The 20825-nt window shown below is 66.8% G+C and carries 15 protein-coding genes; 7 read left to right on the top strand and 8 right to left on the bottom strand.

What is annotated here, in order from left to right; translation table 11 throughout:
- Positions 1–19 precede the first annotated feature (19 nt).
- The 4 genes from AAHA49_RS13745 (at position 20) to AAHA49_RS13730 (ending at position 6184) form a co-directional block, all read left to right on the top strand.
- Complete coding sequence (locus AAHA49_RS13745; protein WP_339391142.1) at positions 20–1570, top strand: class I adenylate-forming enzyme family protein; 1551 nt, start codon at positions 20–22, stop codon at positions 1568–1570.
- Positions 1567–2862: a beta-ketoacyl-[acyl-carrier-protein] synthase family protein gene (locus AAHA49_RS13740; RefSeq protein WP_342038678.1), complete on the top strand. Its 1296-nt coding sequence runs from the start codon at positions 1567–1569 to the stop codon at positions 2860–2862. Before AAHA49_RS13745 ends, AAHA49_RS13740 begins: the two co-directional genes overlap by 4 nt.
- On the top strand, positions 2849–4054 hold the full coding sequence (locus tag AAHA49_RS13735) for an acyl-CoA dehydrogenase family protein (RefSeq protein WP_339391144.1): 1206 nt from the start codon (positions 2849–2851) through the stop codon (positions 4052–4054). The genes AAHA49_RS13740 and AAHA49_RS13735 overlap by 14 nt, the downstream gene beginning before the upstream one ends.
- Before the next feature lie 90 nt (positions 4055–4144).
- Complete coding sequence (locus tag AAHA49_RS13730) at positions 4145–6184, top strand: heavy metal translocating P-type ATPase (protein WP_339391145.1); 2040 nt, start codon at positions 4145–4147, stop codon at positions 6182–6184.
- A gap of 246 nt (positions 6185–6430) precedes the next feature.
- Here AAHA49_RS13730 and AAHA49_RS13725 read toward each other — a convergent pair whose 3' ends face one another.
- The 6 genes from AAHA49_RS13725 to AAHA49_RS13700 form a co-directional block, all read right to left on the bottom strand.
- A complete protein-coding gene (locus AAHA49_RS13725) occupies positions 6431–7399 on the bottom strand; it encodes an amidohydrolase family protein (RefSeq protein ID WP_339391146.1) in 969 nt (322 codons plus the stop codon).
- A gap of 112 nt (positions 7400–7511) precedes the next feature.
- Complete coding sequence (locus tag AAHA49_RS13720) at positions 7512–7970, bottom strand: MarR family winged helix-turn-helix transcriptional regulator (RefSeq protein WP_339391147.1); 459 nt, start codon at positions 7968–7970, stop codon at positions 7512–7514.
- Positions 7971–8036: 66 nt separating this feature from the next.
- Positions 8037–9713, bottom strand: a complete 1677-nt coding sequence (locus tag AAHA49_RS13715) for a dihydrolipoamide acetyltransferase family protein (RefSeq protein WP_339391148.1) — start codon at positions 9711–9713, stop codon at positions 8037–8039.
- Positions 9713–10768, bottom strand: a complete 1056-nt coding sequence (locus tag AAHA49_RS13710; RefSeq protein ID WP_339391149.1) for an alpha-ketoacid dehydrogenase subunit beta — start codon at positions 10766–10768, stop codon at positions 9713–9715. The genes AAHA49_RS13715 and AAHA49_RS13710 overlap by 1 nt, the downstream gene beginning before the upstream one ends.
- Positions 10765–11877 carry a pyruvate dehydrogenase (acetyl-transferring) E1 component subunit alpha gene (gene pdhA / locus AAHA49_RS13705; RefSeq protein ID WP_342038677.1) on the bottom strand — a complete coding sequence of 371 codons (1113 nt, stop codon included), beginning with the start codon at positions 11875–11877 and terminating at the stop codon, positions 10765–10767. The genes AAHA49_RS13710 and pdhA overlap by 4 nt, the downstream gene beginning before the upstream one ends.
- Positions 11878–12253: 376 nt before the next feature.
- Complete coding sequence (locus tag AAHA49_RS13700; RefSeq protein WP_339391151.1) at positions 12254–12712, bottom strand: Lrp/AsnC family transcriptional regulator; 459 nt, start codon at positions 12710–12712, stop codon at positions 12254–12256.
- A gap of 399 nt (positions 12713–13111) precedes the next feature.
- Between AAHA49_RS13700 and AAHA49_RS13695 the strand changes: the two genes are divergently transcribed.
- From AAHA49_RS13695 to AAHA49_RS13685, 3 genes are read left to right on the top strand one after another with little or no spacing between them, the layout of a single operon-like run.
- Positions 13112–13888, top strand: a complete 777-nt coding sequence (locus AAHA49_RS13695) for an electron transfer flavoprotein subunit beta/FixA family protein (RefSeq protein WP_339391152.1) — start codon at positions 13112–13114, stop codon at positions 13886–13888.
- A gap of 11 nt (positions 13889–13899) precedes the next feature.
- Complete coding sequence (locus tag AAHA49_RS13690; protein WP_339391153.1) at positions 13900–14886, top strand: electron transfer flavoprotein subunit alpha/FixB family protein; 987 nt, start codon at positions 13900–13902, stop codon at positions 14884–14886.
- A gap of 1 nt (position 14887) precedes the next feature.
- A complete protein-coding gene (locus tag AAHA49_RS13685) occupies positions 14888–17446 on the top strand; it encodes a cytochrome b/b6 domain-containing protein (RefSeq protein WP_339391154.1) in 2559 nt (852 codons plus the stop codon).
- Between the two features lie 257 nt (positions 17447–17703).
- Here AAHA49_RS13685 and AAHA49_RS13680 read toward each other — a convergent pair whose 3' ends face one another.
- Together AAHA49_RS13680 and AAHA49_RS13675 are read right to left on the bottom strand one after the other, a co-directional pair.
- Positions 17704–18459 (bottom strand): creatininase, encoded by a 756-nt coding sequence (locus tag AAHA49_RS13680; protein ID WP_339391155.1) that lies wholly within the window; start codon positions 18457–18459, stop codon positions 17704–17706.
- An 82-nt stretch (positions 18460–18541) separates the two neighbouring features.
- A complete protein-coding gene (locus AAHA49_RS13675; protein ID WP_342038676.1) occupies positions 18542–20335 on the bottom strand; it encodes a BCCT family transporter in 1794 nt (597 codons plus the stop codon).
- Between the last annotated feature and the right edge of the window lie 490 nt (positions 20336–20825).

Genomic DNA, 20825 nt, shown 5'->3' with positions numbered 1-20825 from the left:
TTCACCCGGAAGTCTGCCCGTGCCGATCACCGCCACCATCCTCGAAACCGCTCGCACCCACCCCGATCGACTCGCGATCGCGGGTGCGCACGAACGACTGACCTACGCTGAGCTCGTCGCCGATTCGCAGGCCCTCTTCGCCGCCGTCGACGACCTCCACCGTGCGCAGGAGACCCCGCCGGCACCCGCGCCCGAGACCCTGGGCATCCCGATCACGGCCGTGAGCCTCACCTCGGCGTTCCTCACCGCTCGCATCATCGCCGGGCTCGCCGGCTTCCGGGCGGTCTCTGCGACCATCGACCCCCGCTGGCCGCTCGACCATCAGGTCGGGGTCATCACCGTGACCGGGATCGGGCTCGTCATCAGCGATTCCCCCGCCCTCGCCGAGGCGCTCGCCGCCACCGGCTGGACCGGCACCGTCATCTCCTCCGCCGCCTTCACCGACGCCGTCGACCGTCGTACGCGAACGGCGCAGGCCCAGCAGACCCCGCTGCCTGCCCCCACAGTCCGGGACGGCGCCGAACCGTTCCTCATGCTCTTCTCCTCCGGGACGACGAGCAACCCGAAGGCCTTCATCAAGACCCGCGACCAGTACCGCGCGAACGTCGCCGTCTCCGCCGCCCACCTCGAACCGCTGCCGGGCATCGTCACGCTGGCCCCCGGCCCAGTCTCGTACAGCCTCACCCTCTACGCCGTCATCGAGAGCCTCGCGACGGCCGGTTCGATCCACTTAGCCGACGAGTTCGAACCCCTCACCCTCGGCGCCCGCATCAACGAAGAGTCGATCACCCGCATCGTCGCCGTTCCCGCCGTCGTCAAGGCCCTCGCCGAGGCGGCCCACCGCGACCCCGCCCGTTTCGTCGGTCTCGACCTTGTCGTCACCGGGGGCGCGAACCTGCCCGCTGCCATCCGCGACCGCCTCGGCGAGGTACTTCCCCGCACCCGCCTCATCAGCTATTACGGTGCCGCGGAGATCGGCTTCATCGGCGACAGCCGGGACGGGGACGGCACGTGGATCGAGATCTACCCGACGATCGGGGCACAGATCCGCGACGAATCAGGGCATCCTGTGCCCGACGGCGAACTCGGGACGCTGTGGATCCTCGCCGCCGCGTGCTCCGACGGCTATGTCACCGGCACGACCGAGGCGGTGCTGCGCGGTCCCGACGGCTGGGCAACCGTCGATGACCAGGGGCGGATGTCGAACGGTCGCCTCCAGCTCGCCGGACGGGCCGGTGACATCGCCGTGACCGGTGGGCACAAGGTGTCCCTGCCCGAGGTCGAACGCGCCTTCGACGGATATGCGGCCGGCGGGCACCGCCTCGGCGAGGTGGTCGCGATCGTCCTGCCCGATGCCGCTCTCGGGAGCATCGTCGCCCTCGTCATCGAAGCCGGCGGTGAGGGCATCGGCAAGGCCGCCCTGCTGGCCCACGCCCGGTCGCGCCTGGCCCCGCAGTTCGTGCCCCGCCGATTCTTCGTCCTCGATCGGCTGCCGCGGACGGTCGGCGGGAAGATCCGGCGGGCCGAAATCGTTGACCTCATCGTGGACGGACAAGGACTACGACTGTGACCACCGATCGCCGCGTCGCCATCACCGGCATGGGTGCGATCACCCCGAGCGGACTCGACGTGAGAACGCTCTGGGACTCCGTGCGGGGTGGCCGCAGCGCGATCGACGTCCTCACCGGCGAGCAGTTCGCCGACCTCGCCGTGCGCATCGGCGGGCAGATCAGGGACTTCGACGCCGAGGCGGTCCTGCCCCGGGCTCTCGCCCGCAGACTCAGCCCGGTCCAGCACTGGGCGATCGCGGCCGCCGACCAGGCGTTCACGCACGCGGGACTCCCTGCCCCATCCGAGGAGCTGCCGTGGGACCGGTCGCGGGTCGCGGTCATCGCCGCCACCGGCTCGGGCCCGGTCGATGCGATGCAGGAGGCCACCCGCGCCCTCGACGCCTCCGGCCCCCGCGGCGTCCCGCTCACCCTCGCCATCCACGGCGCCCCCGACTCCGCCGCCGCGCTCATCAGCCAGCGCCACGACATCCGCGGACCCGCGCAGGGAGTGTCGGCGACGTGCGCATCCGGGGCGATCGGCCTCGGCGAAGGGATGCGGCGCATCCGCCACGGATACGCCGATGCCGTCCTCGTCGTCGGGATGGAGGACTGCCTGGGACCGGTCAACCTCGCCTCGAACGCGAACATGCGGGCGCTCGCCGCCGGCTACGAGGACGATCCGAGCGCCGCGAGCCGACCCTTCGACTCGCACCGCACCGGTTTCGTCATGAGTCAGGGAGCTGCGGCGATCCTCCTCGAATCGGCAGACAGCGCGAGAGCGCGCGGCACTGAGATTCTCGCCGAACTCGCCGGCTTCGGAGCTGCGAGCGACGCCCACCATCCGACGAACCCGCACCCGCAGGGACGCGGCGCCGCGGCTGCCGTGGTCGAGGCACTCGCCGATGCGAGCCTGAGGCCCGGAGACGTCGACCACATCAACGCGCATGCCACAGGCACTCCCGCCGGCGACCGGGCCGAGCTCGCCGCCTTCGACGCGGCGCTCGGGGCGGCCGCCCGCAGGATCCCGATCAGCGCGACGAAGTCGAGCACGGGGCACCTCCTCGGTGACTCGGGCGTCGTCGAAGCGGTCCTCGCGGTGGAGACGCTGAGGACACGGACGCTGCCGCCGACGATCAACCTCGGCGAACCGGAATTCGACGGCTGGGACATCGTCGCAGATCAGCCCCGTGCCCTCGCCGACGATGCGCGACTGGAGACCGTGCTGTCGACGTCGTTCGGATTCGGCGGCCACAACGGGGCGATCGTCCTGCGTCACCACCCACCAGCAAGGAGCACCGATGACCGACCGTGAGACCCGTATCGCCGACCTGGCCGCGCGCTACCTGCCCGAGGAGACCCTCGAGCGGTTCCGGGAACGCGCCGCCGTCTACGACCGGGAGAACACGTTCTTCGACGAGGACCTCGAGGAGCTCAGAGCCCTCGGCTATCTCACGCTCTTCGTCCCCGCCTCCCACGGTGGCCCGGGACTGACCCTGTTCGAGGTCGCCAGGCTCCAGCAGCGGTTGGCCGCGGCCGCCCCGGCGACGGCCCTGGCGATCAACATGCACCTCATGACCACCGGCGTCGTCAAGGCCCTGGCCGACCGCGGCGACGACTCGCTGAACTGGGTGTTCGACGAGGTCATGTCCGGTGAGATCTTCGCCTTCGGCATCTCCGAACCCTCGAACGACTGGGTCCTCCAGGGCTCGACGACCGAAGCCGTGCCGACGGCTGACGGCGGCTTCGAACTCACGGGCGTGAAGATCTTCACCTCGCTCTCCCCAGTGTGGACGCGGCTCATCGTCCACGGTGCGGTGACCCGCGACGACGAGGGTCTCGCCGGCCCGGACGCCGACGAACCGGCGGCCGGGGAACTCGTCTACGGGTTCATCGACCGCACCGCGCCCGGCATCACGGTCTCCGACCGGTGGGACGTCCTCGGGATGCGCGCCTCGCAGTCGCGGGCGACGATCCTCGACCACGTGCCCATGCGCCCCGACCGCGTCTCCCGGATCATCCCCGCCGGCCGCCACCCCGATCTGCTCACCTTCGCGATCACGAGCAACTTCCAGCTCCTCATCGCCGCCGTCTACGCGGGAGTGGCCGCGCGTGCCCTGGAGATCGGGGCCGCCGGACTGCGGAAGCGGACCTCCGCGAAGTCGGGCACCTCGTTCGCCGAGGTGCCCGAGACCCGGGCGCGGCTCGCCGACGCCCACCTCGACTTCCAGGCCGTGCCCGCGATGATCGACGCGTTTTCCCGGGACTTCGACGACCTCGTCGACCACGGCTCCGGATGGCCGCTGCGTCTCGTGGCCGCCCGGATCAAGGCCGCCGAGGTGGCCCGCCGCACCGCGGAGATCGCCCTGATGAGCACGGGCGGAGGAGGCTTCGACACCAGCCACGAGGCGTCGCGTCTCTACCGGGACGCGACCGCCGGTCTCTTCCACCCGCCGAGCGCCGACGCCGCCCGTCCGATGTACGCCGCCGCCCTCCTCGACGAGTAGGTCGGCACCGCCCTCAAAGGTTCCTGGAACCAACCACATGTTTCCGCCACAACATATTGACATATAAATATACGTGCATATGATGAAGGCATGGAACAGACAACGCGTGCAGACGAGAAGCACACCCACACGAAAGGGCAGGGAGCCGATCACGAGCACGGCCACCTCGGTGGTCCGGCGTGGGAGCTCGGCTTCGCCATCACCTCAGGCGTGACCTACATCGCCGGTGCGATCTTCGAGTACTTCGTGCCCGGAGCCCCCGTCGTCCAGGTCGCGATCCCCCTCTTCCTCGCCACCTACTTCTTCGGCGGCTTCTTCACCTTCGCCACCGCGATCCGATCGGTGATGCGCGGGCGCTTCGAGGTCGACTTCCTCATGCTCGTCGCCGCGATCGGCGCGGCCAGCGTCGGTCGGTTCGCCGAAGGCGCCGTCCTGCTCTTCCTCTTCTCCCTCGGCCACGCGCTCGAGGAGTACGCGATGGGCCGGGCGAAGAAGTCGATCGAGGCACTCGCCGAACTCGCACCCCCGTTCGCCCTCGTGCGCGTCGGCGACGAAGTCGTCGAACGCCCCACCGAGGAGCTCGAGATCGGCGACGTCGTCGTCGTCCGACCCCATGCGCGGATCCCGGCCGACGGCTTCGTCCTCGTCGGGAACTCGGCCGTCGACCAGGCGGCGATCACCGGTGAGAGCATCCCCGCGGAGAAGTCCCCGGCGCCCGACCGCGAGGACGCGCTGGCCAATCCGGGCCGCATCGACGAGACCTCGCGTGTCTTCGCCGGCACCGTCAACGGCTCAGGATCCCTCGACGTCGTCGTCCTCGCCGTCGCCGCCGACTCCACGCTTTCGCGCGTGGTGACGATGGTGCGGGAGGCCGATGACACGAAGAGCTCGACGCAGCGCTTCATCGACCGCTTCCAGCGCTGGTACGTCCCGCTCGTCATCGCACTGGTCCTCGTCGTCCTCGCCTTCGGCTGGCTGGTCCTCAGCGAACCGTTCGCCGACAGCTTCTACCGGGCGATGCTCGTCCTCGTCGCCGCGAGCCCGTGTGCGCTGGCCGTGGCTACCCCGGCCGCCGTGCTCTCGGGCGTCGCCCGCGCCGCCCGGGCAGGGCTGCTCGTCAAGGGCGGCGGTCCCCTCGAGACGCTCGGCAAGGTCAAGTCGATCGCTTTCGACAAGACCGGCACCCTGACCTGGGGTCAGCCCCGGCTCACCGACATCACCCCCGCACCTGGTGTGACCGCCGAGGAGCTCTCCCGAGTGGCGCTCGCCCTCGAATCCTCCGTCGACCACCCCCTGGCCACGGCGATCGTCACCGGCCTTGAGCCCGATGTTCCCGCCGATCAGCGCCTGCAGGCCGCCGATGTCGAATCGATCACCGGCCAGGGCGTGCGGGCCGAGATCGACGGACAGCAGGCCGAACTCGGCAGCCTGCGGATGTTCACCGGCGATCTCACCCCGGAGATCGAGACGCTCGCCCGCGACCTCCAGGACGCCGGACGGACCATCATGGTCGTGCGCTGGGGAGGCAGGTTCCTCGGCGTCCTCGGCGTCATGGACGCTCCCCGCGCCGAGGCGAAGGCCGTCATCTCCTCCCTGCGCGGGTCCGGTGTCGATCAGCTGGTCATGATCTCCGGTGACAACCAGCGGGTGGCCGATGCGATCGGCGCCGAGGTGGGGGTCGACACCGCGCGCGGCGACCTCATGCCCGAGGACAAGGTGACCACGGTGCGCACGCTGTCGGCGCAGGGCGACACGGCGATGGTCGGCGACGGCGTCAACGACGCCCCGGCCATGGCGAACGCCTCGGTGGGCGTGGCGATGGGGGCGGCGAGTTCCGCGGTCGCCCTCGAGACGGCCGACGTGGCGCTGATGAGCGACGACATCGGCAAGGTGCCGTTCCTCATCCGGCTCAGCCGCGCCTCGTCGAGGATCATCCGGCAGAACCTCATCGCGTCCCTCGTCATCGTCGGCTTCCTCGTGCCCGCGAGCCTGCTCGGCCTGCAGATGGGGCCGGTCGTCTTCATCCACGAGGGGTCGACGTTCCTCGTCGTGCTCAACGCCCTGCGCCTGCTGCGGTACGGCAACGGCGACGAGCACTCCGGCATCGCCCACGAGAGCCGGCCCGCATAGAGACTCCTCCCCTCATGTATCGGAGGATCACCGGTTCGATCCACGCGCAGCGAAGGCTCGCGTGGATCGAGCGCGTTACGGGGCGACTTCCGGACGCTGAGTGCCGGGCGCGCTCGATCGCAGCCGCGTTCTCCGGACGCTGAGTGCCGATCCGTGGCAGTGAAATCGACACTCAGCGTCCAGGAACCGCGCACTGAACCGTGCTGAGGGTGCCAGTGCGGACAGCCGCGGCCCCACAGGCGGTGACTACCGGGTCGACGGGAGCCCGAGGACAGCCTCGGCGGTGGAGTGGGAGATCGCGGCACGGTCGGTCTCGCTCAGATCGAGGCGGTCGAACCATTCCCGGGCTCGGGTGTTGTCGCTGAACGGATAGTCGACGGAGAACATCATCCGGTCGAGCCCGAAGGTCTCGGCGGCGAGAGTGAACGGTCCGTCGTAGAAGAAGCCGCTCGTCGTCTCCCAGATGTGGTTGCGCAGGTACCAGCTCACGGGGTGGGCGATGTCGGTGTCGAGCGCGGAGACGAAGTCGTCGAGGCGCTGGGAGTAGAACGGCAGGCCCTCGCCGAGGTGGCCGATGATGATCCGCAGGCCCGGGATCCGATCGAAGACGCCCTGCGTGATCATCCGCACGATGTGGAGGCCGATCTCGAAGTGCCAGCCCATGCCTGCGGTCTCGAGCGCCGGACCGACGCTGCCGGGCAGGCCGCTGTAGTAGGCGGTGCGGATCGTGTCGGTCGGGTATTCGGGGTGGAGGTAGATCGGCACGTCGAGGTCCGCGGCCGTGCGCAGCAGGCCCTCGTATCGGGGATCGTCGAGGAACACGCCGCCGGTGGCGCCGTGGATCATCGCGCCGAGGAGGCCGAGCTCGCGCACCGAACGCTCGAGTTCGCGGCTGGCAGCCTCGGGGTCGCCGGTCGGCAGGGTCGCGAAGCCCGAGAAGCGGTCGGGGGTGCCGGCGATGATCGACTCCGCGAGCTCCGTGTTGAGCGACTGTGCCAGCGGGATGGCGCGGTCGGCGGGCAGCTCCTGCACGGCCGGGGTCACCGCCGAGAGGACCTGGACGTCGATGCCGGCGTCGTCCATCCGCCGGAGCCGGTCGTCGCCGAGGTCGCAGAGGCGCTGGTCAGGGCGGCCGGGAAGCCAGGAGACGTCGAGGCCGGTGGCGGCGAGCAGTTCCGGGGTGCCGTAGTGCTCTTCGAGAGCGATGGTGCGCATGGATGAACCTCCTCAGATAGTTTTGTAACAAAACTATCTGAGGAGGCGGGGGCGGTCAACCCGTGGGGACGTGGTGCACCGTGTCAGTGTGTGCCGTGTGGCTGTACGGCTCTCAGCGGTCGCGCACCTCGGCGAGGAGGCGCTCAAGTGCTCCGGCCGCCTCACCGAGTACCGCCCGGTCAGCGGCCGAGAGTGCGGCGGAGGCCTCGGAGAGGACCTCGGCGGCCGCGGCGTCGAAGCGGGCGAGCTGATCCCGGGCGAGAGCCGTGACGGACAGGGACTTCGACCGCTGGTCGCCGGGGACGGGGAGCTGTTGGAGGAGCTCTGCGGCAAGCAGGGGGCGGAGCAGATTGCTCACCGTCGACGGTGCCATCGCGAGCAGCTCGGCGATCTCCCGCGGAGTGGCCGTGCCCGAACGGTCGACGGCCCGCAGCACCTCGACCTGCGCCTCGCTCAGCTGCGGGAGACCGGCCTTCTCCCTGGTGCGGGCGACGACCGTGCGGCGGAAGGGGGCGACGACGCCGAGCAGAGCGAGCAGCTCGGCTCGGGCAGGATCAGGACCGGGAGTCATGCGCCCATCTTGCCAAACCCGGCGGCGACTGCCGTGAGGCGCGGAGCCCTCACACCTGCGGAGCCCTCACACCTCCGGGAGGAGGGCGATGGGGTTCTCGATGCAGTCGGCGACGAAGGTGAGGAACTCGCTCGGCTCGGCGCCGTCGCAGGCACGGTGATCGAAGACGAAGCTGAGATACATCACCTTGCGCACGGTGAGTTCGCCGTCGACGACCCACGGGCGGTCCTTGATCCGCCCGAGGCCGAGCATCGCGACCTCGGGCAGATTGATGATCGGGGCCGATCCGTCGACTCCGAACACGCCGTAGTTGTTGAGCGTGAACGTCCCGCCCGAGAGCTCCGAAGACGCGAACTTCCCGGTGGCGGCCTTGCCGACGGTCTCACCGATCGAATCGCGCAGCTGGCGCAGGCTCATCTCGCCGGCCCCGTGGACGACGGGGACCATGAGTCCGCGCGGGGTCTGCGCGGCCAGGCCGAGGTTGATGTCACCATGGGTGACGATCTCGTTCGCGGCCGTGTCGATCGAGGAGTTGAGGATCGGATACTTCTTCAGACCTGCGATGACGAACCGCGCGACGAGCGCGAGCAGCGAGTACTTCTCACCCGTGCGTGCCTCGAGTGCCTTCTTCGTCCGCAGCAGCTCGGTCGCGTCGACGTCGAGCCAGATCGTCGCCTCGGGAATCTCCCTCCGCGACTGCGAGAGCCGCTCGGAGACGACCTTCCGCAGCCCTGTGATCGGGGTCCGGATGTCGTGATCCGTACTGTCGGTGGGCATCGAGCTGTCAGTGGGCATCGAGGTGGGCATGCTCGCCGAGGCGGTCGCCGCAGGAGCGCTGTCCCCGGACGTTCCAGCGGACGTCAGCCCGACCGGGCTCGTCGCACCGGCAGCGGCGTTGCCAGCAACGCTGCCGTCGGCAGCCGAGGAGCCTGCGCCGGAGTCGATCGCGGCGAGGACATCGGCCCGCGTGACGACCCCGCCGGGGCCGGAACCGCGCAGGTGCTTCGCGCTGAAACCGTGGTCCTGTGCGAGCCGGCGGACGATCGGCGAGGTGACCGGCGAGGTCGTGGACGACAGGGTGGAGACTGCTGAAGTCGCAGACTGTGCCGAAGCCGTCGACCCTGCCGTAGCCGTCGACCCTGCCGACTGCGTGGGAGCCGCGGACTGGGTGGAGGCCGGCTGTGCGGTTGCGGGTGGGGAGGCGGCTGGACGCGCAGGCACGGCCGGGGCTGCACTCGTCGCACCACCACCGCGCTTCGCGCCGAACGAGCGCTTCTTCCCCGACCGGGCCTTCGGCTCCGAGGTGCCGTAGCCGATGAGGTTCGCGCCGCCGCCCTCGATGCCGCCGCCTTCGACCCCGACCGGATCCTCCGAGTCGTCGACGGCCGGCGGCTCGGTCGCAGGCGCCCCATCGTCGGTGCCCCCAGCACCCGACCCAGCAGCGCCGGAGCCCGCAGCCCCGGCAGAGCCACCCGACCCGGCACCCGCCTCGGCGACGGAGAGCAGAGCCTGACCGGCCTCAACGGTGTCACCGGCATTCGCATGCAGCGCGACGATCGTCCCGGCGAAGGGGCACGGAAGTTCGACGACGCTCTTGGCAGACTCGACCTCGACGACCGTCTGGTCGACGTGGACCGTATCGCCCACGGCGACCTTCCAGCTGATGAGTTCCGCCTCGGTGAGGCCTTCTCCCAGGTCAGGGAGGATGAAGTCGCGGGCGCCCGCGTTCGTCACGGCACTCATCACAGCTCCCAGTCCCACGATTCGAGGGCGTCGAGCACACGTTCGGCGGTCGGCAAGTAGAACTCCTCGAGTTTCGGGGACGGGTAGGGCACGTCGAAGCCGGTGACCCGCAGGATCGGGGCGGCGAGGTACGTGAAGTTGCGTTCGGTGACCCGGGCGGCCACCTCGGCGCCGTATCCGCCGAACTGCGCGGCCTCATGGATGACGGCGGCGCGCGAGGTCTTGCGCACCGAATCGGAGACGGTCTCATCGTCGAACGGCGAGAGCGTGCGCAGGTCGATGACCTCGATCGACAGTCCGTGCTCGCCCCCCGCCTCGGCGGCGGCGAGCGCGGTGCGCACGGTGGGCCCGTACGCGAGCAGGGTGGCGTCGGTGCCCTCGCGGACCACCTCGGCGCGGTTCATCGGGGCCGTCGTCACGGGCAGGCTGAGCCTGTCCTTCATCCAGTACCTTGACTTCGGCTCCATGAAGATCACGGGGTCGTCGGAGGCGATCGATTCGCGCAGCAGCGAGTACGCGTCGGCCGGATTCGACGGGGTGACGACGGTCAGACCCGGGGTCGAGGTCCAGTACGCTTCGGAGGAGTCCGAATGATGCTCGACGCCGCCGATGTCCCCAGCGTAGGGGATGCGAATCGTGATCGGCAGGGTGACTCGACCCTTCGTGCGGTTCCGCATCTTCGCGATGTGGGAGACGATCTGCTCGAACGCGGGGTAGGCGTACGCGTCGAACTGCATCTCGATGACCGGGCGCATCCCCGCCATCGCCATGCCGACCGCGGTGCCCGCGATCCCCGACTCGGCGAGCGGGGAGTCCCAGACCCGTTCCGGTCCGAATTCCTTCCGCAGTCCTTCGGTGACCCGGAAGACCCCGCCGAGGCGGCCGACGTCCTCGCCGTAGACGACGACGTTCTCGTCCTCGGCCAGGGCATCGCGCAGCGCCTGGTTGAGGGCCTTCGTCATGGTCACCGAGGTGGGCGCAGAGTCCGTGGGCGCCGAGTCTGCGGGGGCCGTGCCCGTCGGTGTCGTGGTCGTGTCCGTGGTCTCGACGCTCATGCCTCGGATCCTGCGAGTGCTGCGAGTTCGGCCTCGAGCTGGCCCTGCTGCTCGATGAGCGCGGTGCGCTCGGCGGCGTAGACGTAGGCGAAGAGCTCGGTCGGGTCGATCTCGGCTTCCGTGTTCATCGCCTCACGGACGGAGGCGGCGAGGGTCTCCGCCTCCTCGGCGATCGTTGCGACATTCGCGTCGTCGAGGACGCCGCGGGAGCGGAGGAAGGCCTCGAGGCGGGTGATCGGGTCGTACTGCTTCCAGTGCTCGACCTCCTCGGCGTCCCGGTACTTCGTGGGGTCGTCGGAGTTCGTGTGCGACTCCATCCGGTAGGTGAGGCACTCGATGAGGGTGGGGCCGTCGCCTTCGCGGCCGCGTTCGAGGGCTGCCGTGACGGCGGCGAACACGGCGGCGACATCGTTGCCGTCGACGCGGATGCCGGGCATGCCGTAGCCGGCGGCGCGGTCGGCGAGCATCGTCGCGTTCGACTGCTCGCGCAGCGGGGTCGAGATCGCGTACTGGTTGTTCTGGAGGACGAAGACCGTCGGCGTCTGCCACACCGAGGCGAAGTTGAAGGCCTCATGGGTGTCGCCCTCACTGCTCGCCCCATCGCCGAGGAAGGTGAGCGTGCACGCGTCACGGCCCTTGAGCTTGGACGCCATCGCGAATCCGGCAGCGTGGAGAGTCTGCGTCGCCAACGGCGTCGCCGCAGGTGAGGTGTGGTATTCCTGCGGATCGAAGCCGCAGTGCCACTCGCCGCGGAAGGCGGCGAGGATCTCGCCGACGGGCACGCCGCGGGTGAGCAGCGCCGCGGAGTCGCGGTAGGTAGGGAAGAGCCAGTCGTTCGGTGCCAGGGCGGTCGTCGCTCCCACTTCGCACGCCTCCTGACCGGCGGCGGACGGATACGTGGCGAGGCGTCCCTGCCGGGTGAGGTGGGTGACCTGAGCTTCGAACCGGCGCACGAGGACCATCTGACGGTAGAGGCCCGCCAGGGTGCGGTCGCTGGGGATCTCCAGCCCGTTCGTGTCGGTGTCGGTGGGCTTGCCGTCCGGGCCGATGAAGCTGAGGGGCTGCAGCTGCGGCAGCGCGCGGCCGGTGGTGGGAACGTCGATGGTCATGACCTCATGATGACGTGACCGCGATCACCGATCCAGGCCCTGGGAACCGTCACGGACGGGGGCGCCGATCGTCGCGCCAAAGGTGGACGGTGTGCACGATTCGAGGCGGTCGGGGTGGACGTTTGGCAACGGTGTCACGGTGGAAGAAATCTGTTGCGGCGGTCGGATGGTTAGGTTAGGCTGACCTATGAGGCCAACGGGCTCGCCGGCAGTTGACACACCTGCTTGGAGTTCCGTCCCGAGGCCTCACTGTTTCATTCGCACGGAACCCTCGGAGCCGACGTATTGCGCCGTGCCCTCCGGTCGCTGCAGGTGTTGCCGATTCACTGCATCCGACGGGAGGCGACGGTCGTCGCTCCGGGGGTTTCAGCGACTCTCAGCCGTGGGCGCCGGGCCGGTGGCCTTCGGCTTCGTCGAGGATGAGCAGCGACCGCGACGATGTCACGCCCGGCACCTCGTGGATGCGGCGGAGGATGACCTGCGAGAGTGCGGTGTTGTCCGGGGCGTTGACCGTGACGAGAGCATCGATGTCGCCGCTGACCGCCTGGACCTTCTCGACGAAGGGCAGCTCGGCGAGCTCGTCGCGCACCTCGGGCCAGGGGCGCTCGCCGATCTTGACGACGACGACCGCGGTCACGGACATGCCCAGGGCGGTGCGGTCCACCTCGGCGGTGAAGCCCTTGATCGCCCCCGATTCGATGAGCGCGGTGAAGCGTTTGTGCGCCGCCGACCGGGAGATGTGGACGCGTTCGGCGAGCTGCCGGACGCTCAAGCGCGAGTCCTCGACGAGCGCGGCGACGATGCTGCGGTCGATGTCGTCGAGGTCGAAGGACACGGGTGCTCCTTGATGCGCTGTCGCTGGTGCGGTGGGTGGACACCATTCTAGGGCGGACGAGGGTGAGTCCGGGGCGGATGGGGTGCGGGCGCGGAGAGGATCGACCGCCTCGGCGAGGGCGGGATGACGACGATCCGTGAGCTCAGGGGTGCACGGGACCTCGATCCCACGTACACTTAAGTGATCGTTCGTTCAGTACGAGCGATCCGCCGTTCGACGGGGCGACCCGCTGTCGGCGGTGTGGTCTCCACCACGTACCATGGAGGGCGGAGCACCGTCGGGTTCCGCGCGAACCTGACTACCAGACGGCAGTTTCTGAACTGTAGATTATGGTCAGAGACGACTCGCAGCAGGCCTGCCTGCCAGGCGGCGGACCTGCGTCACGAATAAGGAGCCACGTTGAAGATCGCTGTGTTGGTCAAAGAGGTCCCGGACACGTACGGGGATCGCAAACTCGATCTCGAGACCGGTCTGGCGGATCGTGCCGCCTCCGAGGCCGTGCTCGACGAGATCGGCGAGCGCGCACTCGAAGTCGCACTCTCCTACGCCGACGGCCACGACGGCACCGAGATCACCGTCATCTCGATGGCCCCCTCCGGTGCCACGGCCACGATCCGCAAGGGCCTGGCGATGGGCGCCGGCGACGCCGTGCACATCGCCGACGAGGAACTCCTCGGCGCCGACCTCGGCCTCACCGCCGAGGTGCTCGCCGCAGCGATCCGCCGCGGCGGCTACGACCTCGTCGTCACCGGCAACATCTCCACCGACGGCAACGCGGGACTGCTGCCGGCGATGCTCGCCGAGCACCTCGACCTGCCGCACCTGACGAACCTCTCCGCCGTCGAGATCACCGACGGATCCGTCTCCGGCACCCGCGCCGTCGACGGCGGCCAGCAGCAGGTAACGGCCGAGCTGCCCGCGGTCATCTCGATCACCGAGGCGCTTCCCGAAGCCCGGTTCCCCAACTTCAAGGGCATCATGGCCGCGAAGAAGAAGCCGTTCGAGGTCATCGGCCTGTCCGACCTCGACATCGACGCCGCCGACCAGTCGAGGGCTCGCTCGATCATGGTCACCGTCGCCGAGAAGCCCCCGCGCGAAGCCGGTGAGAAGGTCGTCGACGACGGCAACGGCGGTGCCGAGCTCGCCGAATTCCTCATCAAGAACCGTCTGGCCTAAGGAGATCACCCATGTCTGAATTCCCCCAGGACACCATCCTCGTCGCCCTGACGGTCGATCCCGAAGGCGCACTCGAGAAGCCCGCCGCCGAACTCCTCGGCGGTGCCGCCGCGATCGGAAGCCCGGTCGCCCTCATCATCGCCCCCGCCGGAACCGGCGACGCAGCCGCTGAGAAGGCCGCCTCGCTCGGTGCCGTGCAGACGCTCGTCGCCGAGGTGCCCGACGGCAACTCCGCGCTCGGAACCTTCGCCGTCGACGCGCTGACCGCTGCGGCCGAACTCACCGCCCCCGACGCCGTCCTCGTCCCGAACTCGATCGACGGACGCGACCTCGCCGGCCGCTTCGCCGTGCGCACCGGTTCGGCGCTGTCCGTCGACGCGATCGGCGTGAGCCGCGACTCCGAGGGCATCGTCGCCGACCACTCGGTCTACGGCGGCGGCTACACCGCCCAGTCGGCCCCGACCTTCGGCGCCCCCGTCATCACCGTGCGCCTCGGTGCGATCGAGAACCGCGGAGAGGCCCAGGCCGCGAACTCGCAGGTCCTCTCCGTCACCGACTCCGGCAAGCGCGCCGGCCAGGTCACCGCGTTCGAACCCATCGTCGAGACCTCCTCGCGCCCCGAGCTCCGGGGTGCGCAGAAGGTCGTCTCCGGTGGTCGCGGCGTCGGCTCGGAGGAATCCTTCGAGCTCGTCGGCGAACTCGCCGACGTCCTCGGTGCGGCTGTCGGCGCTTCGCGTGCCGCGGTCGACGCTGGGTTCATCGCCCAGTCGCACCAGGTCGGTCAGACCGGTGTCTCCGTGTCCCCGCAGCTCTACGTCGCTCTCGGCATCTCCGGGGCGATCCAGCACAAGGCGGGCATGCAGACCTCGAAGACGATCGTGGCCGTGAACAAGGACGCCGAGGCGCCGATCTTCGACATCGCCGACTTCGGCGTCGTCGGCGACCTGTTCAAGGTCGTTCCGCAGGCCATCGAATCACTGAACGAGAACAAGTCCTGATATGGCAACCTATTCCAGTTCGCTGCGCTCGGGTCTGCCCCGGGTCGAAGGCGGAGACCCCTGGCCCCCGGAGGGCACCATCGGCGAACCCTTGGAAGAGGGCGCGTCGTGGCTGCCGGAGACATCCGACACGGAGGAACTGGATGAAGGTTCCCCCGCCGAGGCGGCCGAGTCCGATGTGACCGAGGCTGAGGAATCGACGGAGACCGTCGCTTCCGCCGACGCGGAGGACTCCGTCGAGGGCTCGACTGAGGAAACAGCTGAGGATTCCTTCGAGGAACCGGCTGATGATTCTTCTGATTCCTCGACCGGTGCTGCCGTCGCCGCGGGTGCCGGTGCTGCCGGAGTCGCCGCTGGCGCTGCGGGTGTTGCCGCGGCCGGTGACGACGATGCTGAGAATTCGGCGGATGCATCTGCTGTCGCTGAACCTGCCGCTCCTGCGGCCGAAGTACCTCTGCGTCGTGGTCTGCCGCGCGTCGAGGGCGGAGAGCCGTGGCCTCCGGAAGGTCTCGCTCCTGCCGGAGCCAAGGCCACCGGTGCTTCTGCTGCGCCCGCAGTGTCGGCCGAAGCCCCCGCTTCCGAAGAGCCAGCTGCCGAAGAGTCAGCGTCCGTCGAGTCGGACGAAGAGTCCTCGGCTGCCCCGGCTGCCGCCGCAGCAACGGCTGGAGTCGGTGCCGTAGCTGGCGCTGCCGTCGCCGCCTCTGCCTCCGACGATGAGTCGACTGCAGAAGAAACTGCCGCCGCTCCGGCTGCTGAATCTGCCCCCGCCGCCGAAGTTCCGCTGCGTCGCGGTCTGCCGCGCGTCGAAGGCGGAGATCCTTGGCCTCCGGAAGGGTTCGCACCCGCCGGAGCCAAGGCCGCAGGCGGTTCGACCGCCGGTGCTGCTCCGGCAGCGGCTGCGCCTGCCGAGAGCACCGCAGAGGAAACCGTTGCTCAGGCCGAAACTCCTTCGGCCGACACTGCAGCCGATTCCACTTCCGAGTCCTCGTCCGCTGCTCCCGCGGCAGCCGCCGCGGCCGGCGCAGGTGCTGCCGGTGTGGCCGCAGCTGCCGTAAGCGGCTCGGGCTCGGGAGAGCTCTCCGATGTTCCGCTGCGTCGTGGACTTCCCCGCACCGCCGGGGGAGACCCCTGGCCTCCGGAAGGCTTCGCTCCGGCAACGGCAGTGAAGACCGCCGGCGCCGGACAGGCCGCCGCCGCAGCACCCGCTGAGGCAGCCAAGCCTGCCGATGATGCTCAGTCGACGGCTGAGACGAAGCAGGATTCGAAGCCGGCCGCCGGTGACGAATCAGGCGAGAAGAAGCCACAGGGTCGACGCACCGGAATCGGTGGTGTCGGTGCCGGGGCGGCAGCCGCAGGTGCGGGAGCCGCTGCAGGTGCGGCGGTCGCTGGTGCGGGAGCCGCCTCTGCGTCGGAGAAGAAATCTGACGAAGCCGAGAAGAAGCCCGCTCAGCGCAAGCCGATGGCGAAGCCTGCGGCGAAGACCGCGGACAAGCCCGCTCAGCGCAAGCCGATGGCCAAGCCCGCCGCGACGAACGACGACAAGGCCGCGGCACGCACCGCGGACAAGCCGGCCGCGAAGACGGCACCGGCCGCAAAGGCCACGTCTTCGGGTTCGGGCAGTACTGCCTCGGCGAAGCCTGCAGCGAAGAAGGAACCGATCATGATCGGTTCGAAGTCGCTGGGGCAGTGGTCCAAACTCGTCGGGCTGGGACTCGGCGGACTCATCGTCGCAGCCGGGATCCTCATCCTCGCCGCGCGCGGAGTCACGACCCTGCCGGGCGTGCCGGAGTTCCTCGAACGCTACCCGGGCGAATACCACATCCCGGACTTCGTCGATCCCGGCTTCCCGGGCTGGGTGCGGTGGACGCACTTCCTCAACATTTTCTTCATGGTGCTCATCATCCGCTCGGGTCTGCAGGTGCGTCACCAGCAGAAACCGCCGGCGTTCTACACGCCGAAGAACGGTGGGAAGAAGATCAGCATCAACCTCTGGCTGCACACGAGCCTCGATCTGCTGTGGCTGGCCAATGGTGTGGTCTTCGTCGTGTTGCTCTTCGTCTCCGGACACTGGGCACGCATCGTGCCGACCAGTTGGGAAGTCTTCCCGAACGCTCTGTCGGCGGCGCTGCAGTACGCCACGATGGAATGGCCGATGGAAGATGCGTGGGTCAACTACAACGCGCTCCAGCAGCTGATGTACTTCATAGTCGTGTTCATCGCCGCTCCGCTGGCCGCGATCACCGGTGTGCGGATGAGCGAATGGTGGCCGAAGGACGCCTCGACGCTGAACAAGATCTACCCGGCGCCGCTGGCTCGGGCGATCCACTTCCCGACGATGCTGTTCTTCGTGTTCTTCATCCTCGTCCACGTGTTCCTCGTGTTCACGACCGGACTTCGACAGAACCTCGGGTACATGTTCGCCGGCACGGACGTGGTCGGATGGGCCGGTCTCATCTGGTTCCTCATCGCGATGGTCGTGGTCGTGGCCGGTTGGTTCGCCGCCAGGCCGCTGCTGCTCGCCCCGATCGCGAATCTCTTCGGACGCGTGTCGAGCAGGTAGGCGGAAGCTCAGGGAGCTTCCGCACCCCGAGCTTTCCTGACCGAAGAGCCAAACTACATATCCTCATGATCGCCGCAACGCCTCGGTTGCGGCGATCATGACGTTTCGCGCGAAATAGGACTACTCGTTGACATGTCGCAATAGTTGACCAACCGATGTGAAGGCCCGTTCGGACGCTTGCACACCCACCAGGAGTTGTACCTATTCGAAAACTGCTCACTACCCATTGGGCGAGCTCGTGCCACTACCGCATGTGCTTATAGCCCAAATTCGTTTGTGATCGCAGCACTCATTCGAGCACTCGCGTGTTGTAGAAGCAGCTTGCCTTTTTCCGCTGTGGCGTCAGCGCCGGACGAGAGGCATCCTGATGCAGGAGTGAGCTCGGGACGGACGGGAAGAATATCGTAATTTGGCAATATGGCCGGAGGGCCGTCGTCGACTTTGGTCATATCAACCTGCTCGGGGAAGAGATGCAACATTAGCGAGGTCTCTAGCACACCGCCATGCTCGAGATCCCACCCAGCGAACCCGTCGGGGTATAGCCTGTCGATTGTGGCATCGTCGACGAAATCCCAGTAGGATAGAAGCATTATCCTTAAGTCCTCGACGCCGGCGGACTTCAATTCTCGGAGTGCTAGATCGGCACCTTCATACAAGAACTGATAGTTCTCAAAATGGCCGTTTATGAAACAGATGTTTGTTGCGCCGTGGCGAGCGAATTCATTTACTAGAGACTTCGCTATCGTTGTGACGACTTCGCCGTCGAGGCTAGTTGTACCCGGCAAATGATTGCCGCCTCCCGACCTCTGCTGAGATTTATATCCGTAGGTGATTGGGGCTGAGACAACGGCCCCGACCTCACGTGCGGTTTCTCCTGCGATCCTCCGAGAAAGAATGGTGTCGACGTGCAGTGGCATGTGTCGACCGTGCTGTTCGATCGAACCCGCAGGTATAAGCACAGGAGCGCCAGCTCTGATCTTTTCTGAGTACGTGAAGGCGTCTAGTTCTTCCATGTATACAGTCAAGTTTTATCCCGTCCTCTATCGTCTTCATGGTCGCAATTGTGTACAAGGGCAACTACACTTCATCGCCGATCTACTTCTGCCCATCGTCATCAAGAGGGATCCCATTCTTGTCAACGTGGTCATCTTCCGGAAGATGTGAAGCGTAGTTGATCGCGATTTCTTCCTGCTCGGTCCGCGCGTTGCGCCCACGTAGTCGTCGAACGAGATTCATGAACATGAGCAAGAGGACGAACGTGAAAGGAAAAGCGCCGATAATGGTGCCCGTCTGGACTGTGTCGACCACAGAAGTGCCACCGACAGTGAGCAGGACGACAGCTACAGTGCCTATGCTTGCAACAAGGACTACTCGAAACCATGGGCCGGACTTCATTGGAGCAGTGACGAACTCTGAGAGCGCGTAAGTCCCTGAATCCAGGCTCGTGACATAATAGGTCGCCACCAATACAGTTGCGATTATCAGAAGAATGCCACCGACTACTGGAACGCCTTGAATCATGGAAAATAGACCGGTAGACGTGTCTTCAGCAACATCAGCTGAGATTGCTCCCTTCGACGCATCGTCGTAGTAGACCGCCGCGCCCCCTAAGATCGCCACCCACACCATGACGATCAAGGACGGGACGATGGTGACTCCCAGGACGAATTCACGAATACTGCGGCCGCGGGATATTCGTGCGATGAACCCTGCGACAAATGGTGAGAAGGCGATGACCCAGCACCAAATGAAGACTGTCCAAGGTCCGTTCCAAGCATCCTGCCAGCTGGGCAACGCTTCTGCTGAGGCCTGAGCTTCCGTCCAGAAGCTCATTGGGACGAAATTCGAAATGAACGAGCCGAATGATTGGGTCATCGTTGAGAGGATGAAGATGGTGGGTCCGAATACCAGGACTCCTACCATTAAGGCAATGCTGAGTATTGAATTTGCCTCACTGACTCGTTTCATTCCTTTGTTGACGCCGAGGAATGCTGACACCATTGTCAGACCTCCGAGTACGGCAATGACAATGAGCCAGACTGCAGCATTGCTCGTTATCCCTGTGAATGATGAGAGGCCAGAAGTGAATTGGAGAGCTGCAAAGCCAAACGAGGTCGCGAGACCGAGAACAGTTGCGATGATTGCGAGTAGTTCGACAATGACCCCGGCGGTGCGACGGGTGCGCAACGGTAAGATATCGACTACGGCTTCTCGAAAGGTCAGTGTCTTCCCGAGATTGTGATGCGAGTACGCAAGGCAAAGAGCGACTAGGCAATACATGGCCCATGCGGTGAGCCCCCAATGGAAATATGTCCACACAAGCCCACCTTGGGCTGTAAAGTCCCCCTTTGGGACGACTGGCACCCCTTCCCTCAAAAGGATCGGCTCCGCGACTGACCAGAAAATGAGTCCGATGCCCTGACCGCACGCGAACAGCATCGAGTACCAAGCGAATTTTCCGTGTTCTGGACGAGCAGTCGGACCTCCAAGGCGCACTGAACCGACTTTGCTGAACGCTGCCCAGCAGCAAAGGATCACCGCGACGAGCGAGTAGACGATGAACAGCCATGTGAAGTTGGAAGTCACAAAGGTGCGTATCGAGTCGATGACCGTTGCTGAACCGAGAGGGCTAACGGTAACGGCAATCACGACCGCAATGATAAGAATCGGCGGCAAAACCATAATGATGTTTCGATCTAGCGCGGCAATCCGGGACCCTCGGAAACGAGGCAAGGATACGAAACGGGGTCCGCCGTCAGTTGGTTTGCCGATTGTGTCGGATGAATGTGTCAACGGTTCGTTGCTTGAGGTTTCGTCACCGACCAGCTCGGCTTGGCGCCTATCAGAGTCGCTGTCGTTTTCAGGTTTGGGATCACGACCGATTGTCATATCTACTTCCCTTCTTTTGAGCCGCCTCGTTGCATCTCGTGCGGGAGTGGGTGTGTTGGGTGCCGGTGCTGTTTGCGTTGCCGAGTTGTTTGCGCAGCATGCCACTGTGAATTGGTCAGTTGCATACACGTTCTAGTCACCCTTGACATGGGCGAACGTGTGAATCGGACGACTCATGCTCGATTCGCCTGTCCGACTGATTCTCCTAATCCTAGGGCCCGCTTGAGTGACCGACAATGGTCGCTCTGTCAAGCGTTGGGGAGAATTGGGTGACGGAGCGTCAAATTGCACATCCGTGGTCGCGATACGCTGTAGGCGGCATCGAGCCGACCGGTGCTGAATGACACTTCCACAAGACTTCGAGAGCAGCCCTGACATGAACGTGCACGAGATACTTTCACACCCAATCGGGCTCATCGTAATTGAGAGTGTAGAACCGGTCTGAAGCCACCGGACTCGAGCAGACACCTCGCGATGTAATGCGTGAGGT

This window comes from Brevibacterium ammoniilyticum, from assembly GCF_038429965.1.
Taxonomy (GTDB): Bacteria; Actinomycetota; Actinomycetes; order Actinomycetales; family Brevibacteriaceae; genus Brevibacterium; species Brevibacterium ammoniilyticum.
Note: the sequence above shows the minus strand (reverse complement) of the source record. Positions and strands in the feature narration are given on the sequence as shown.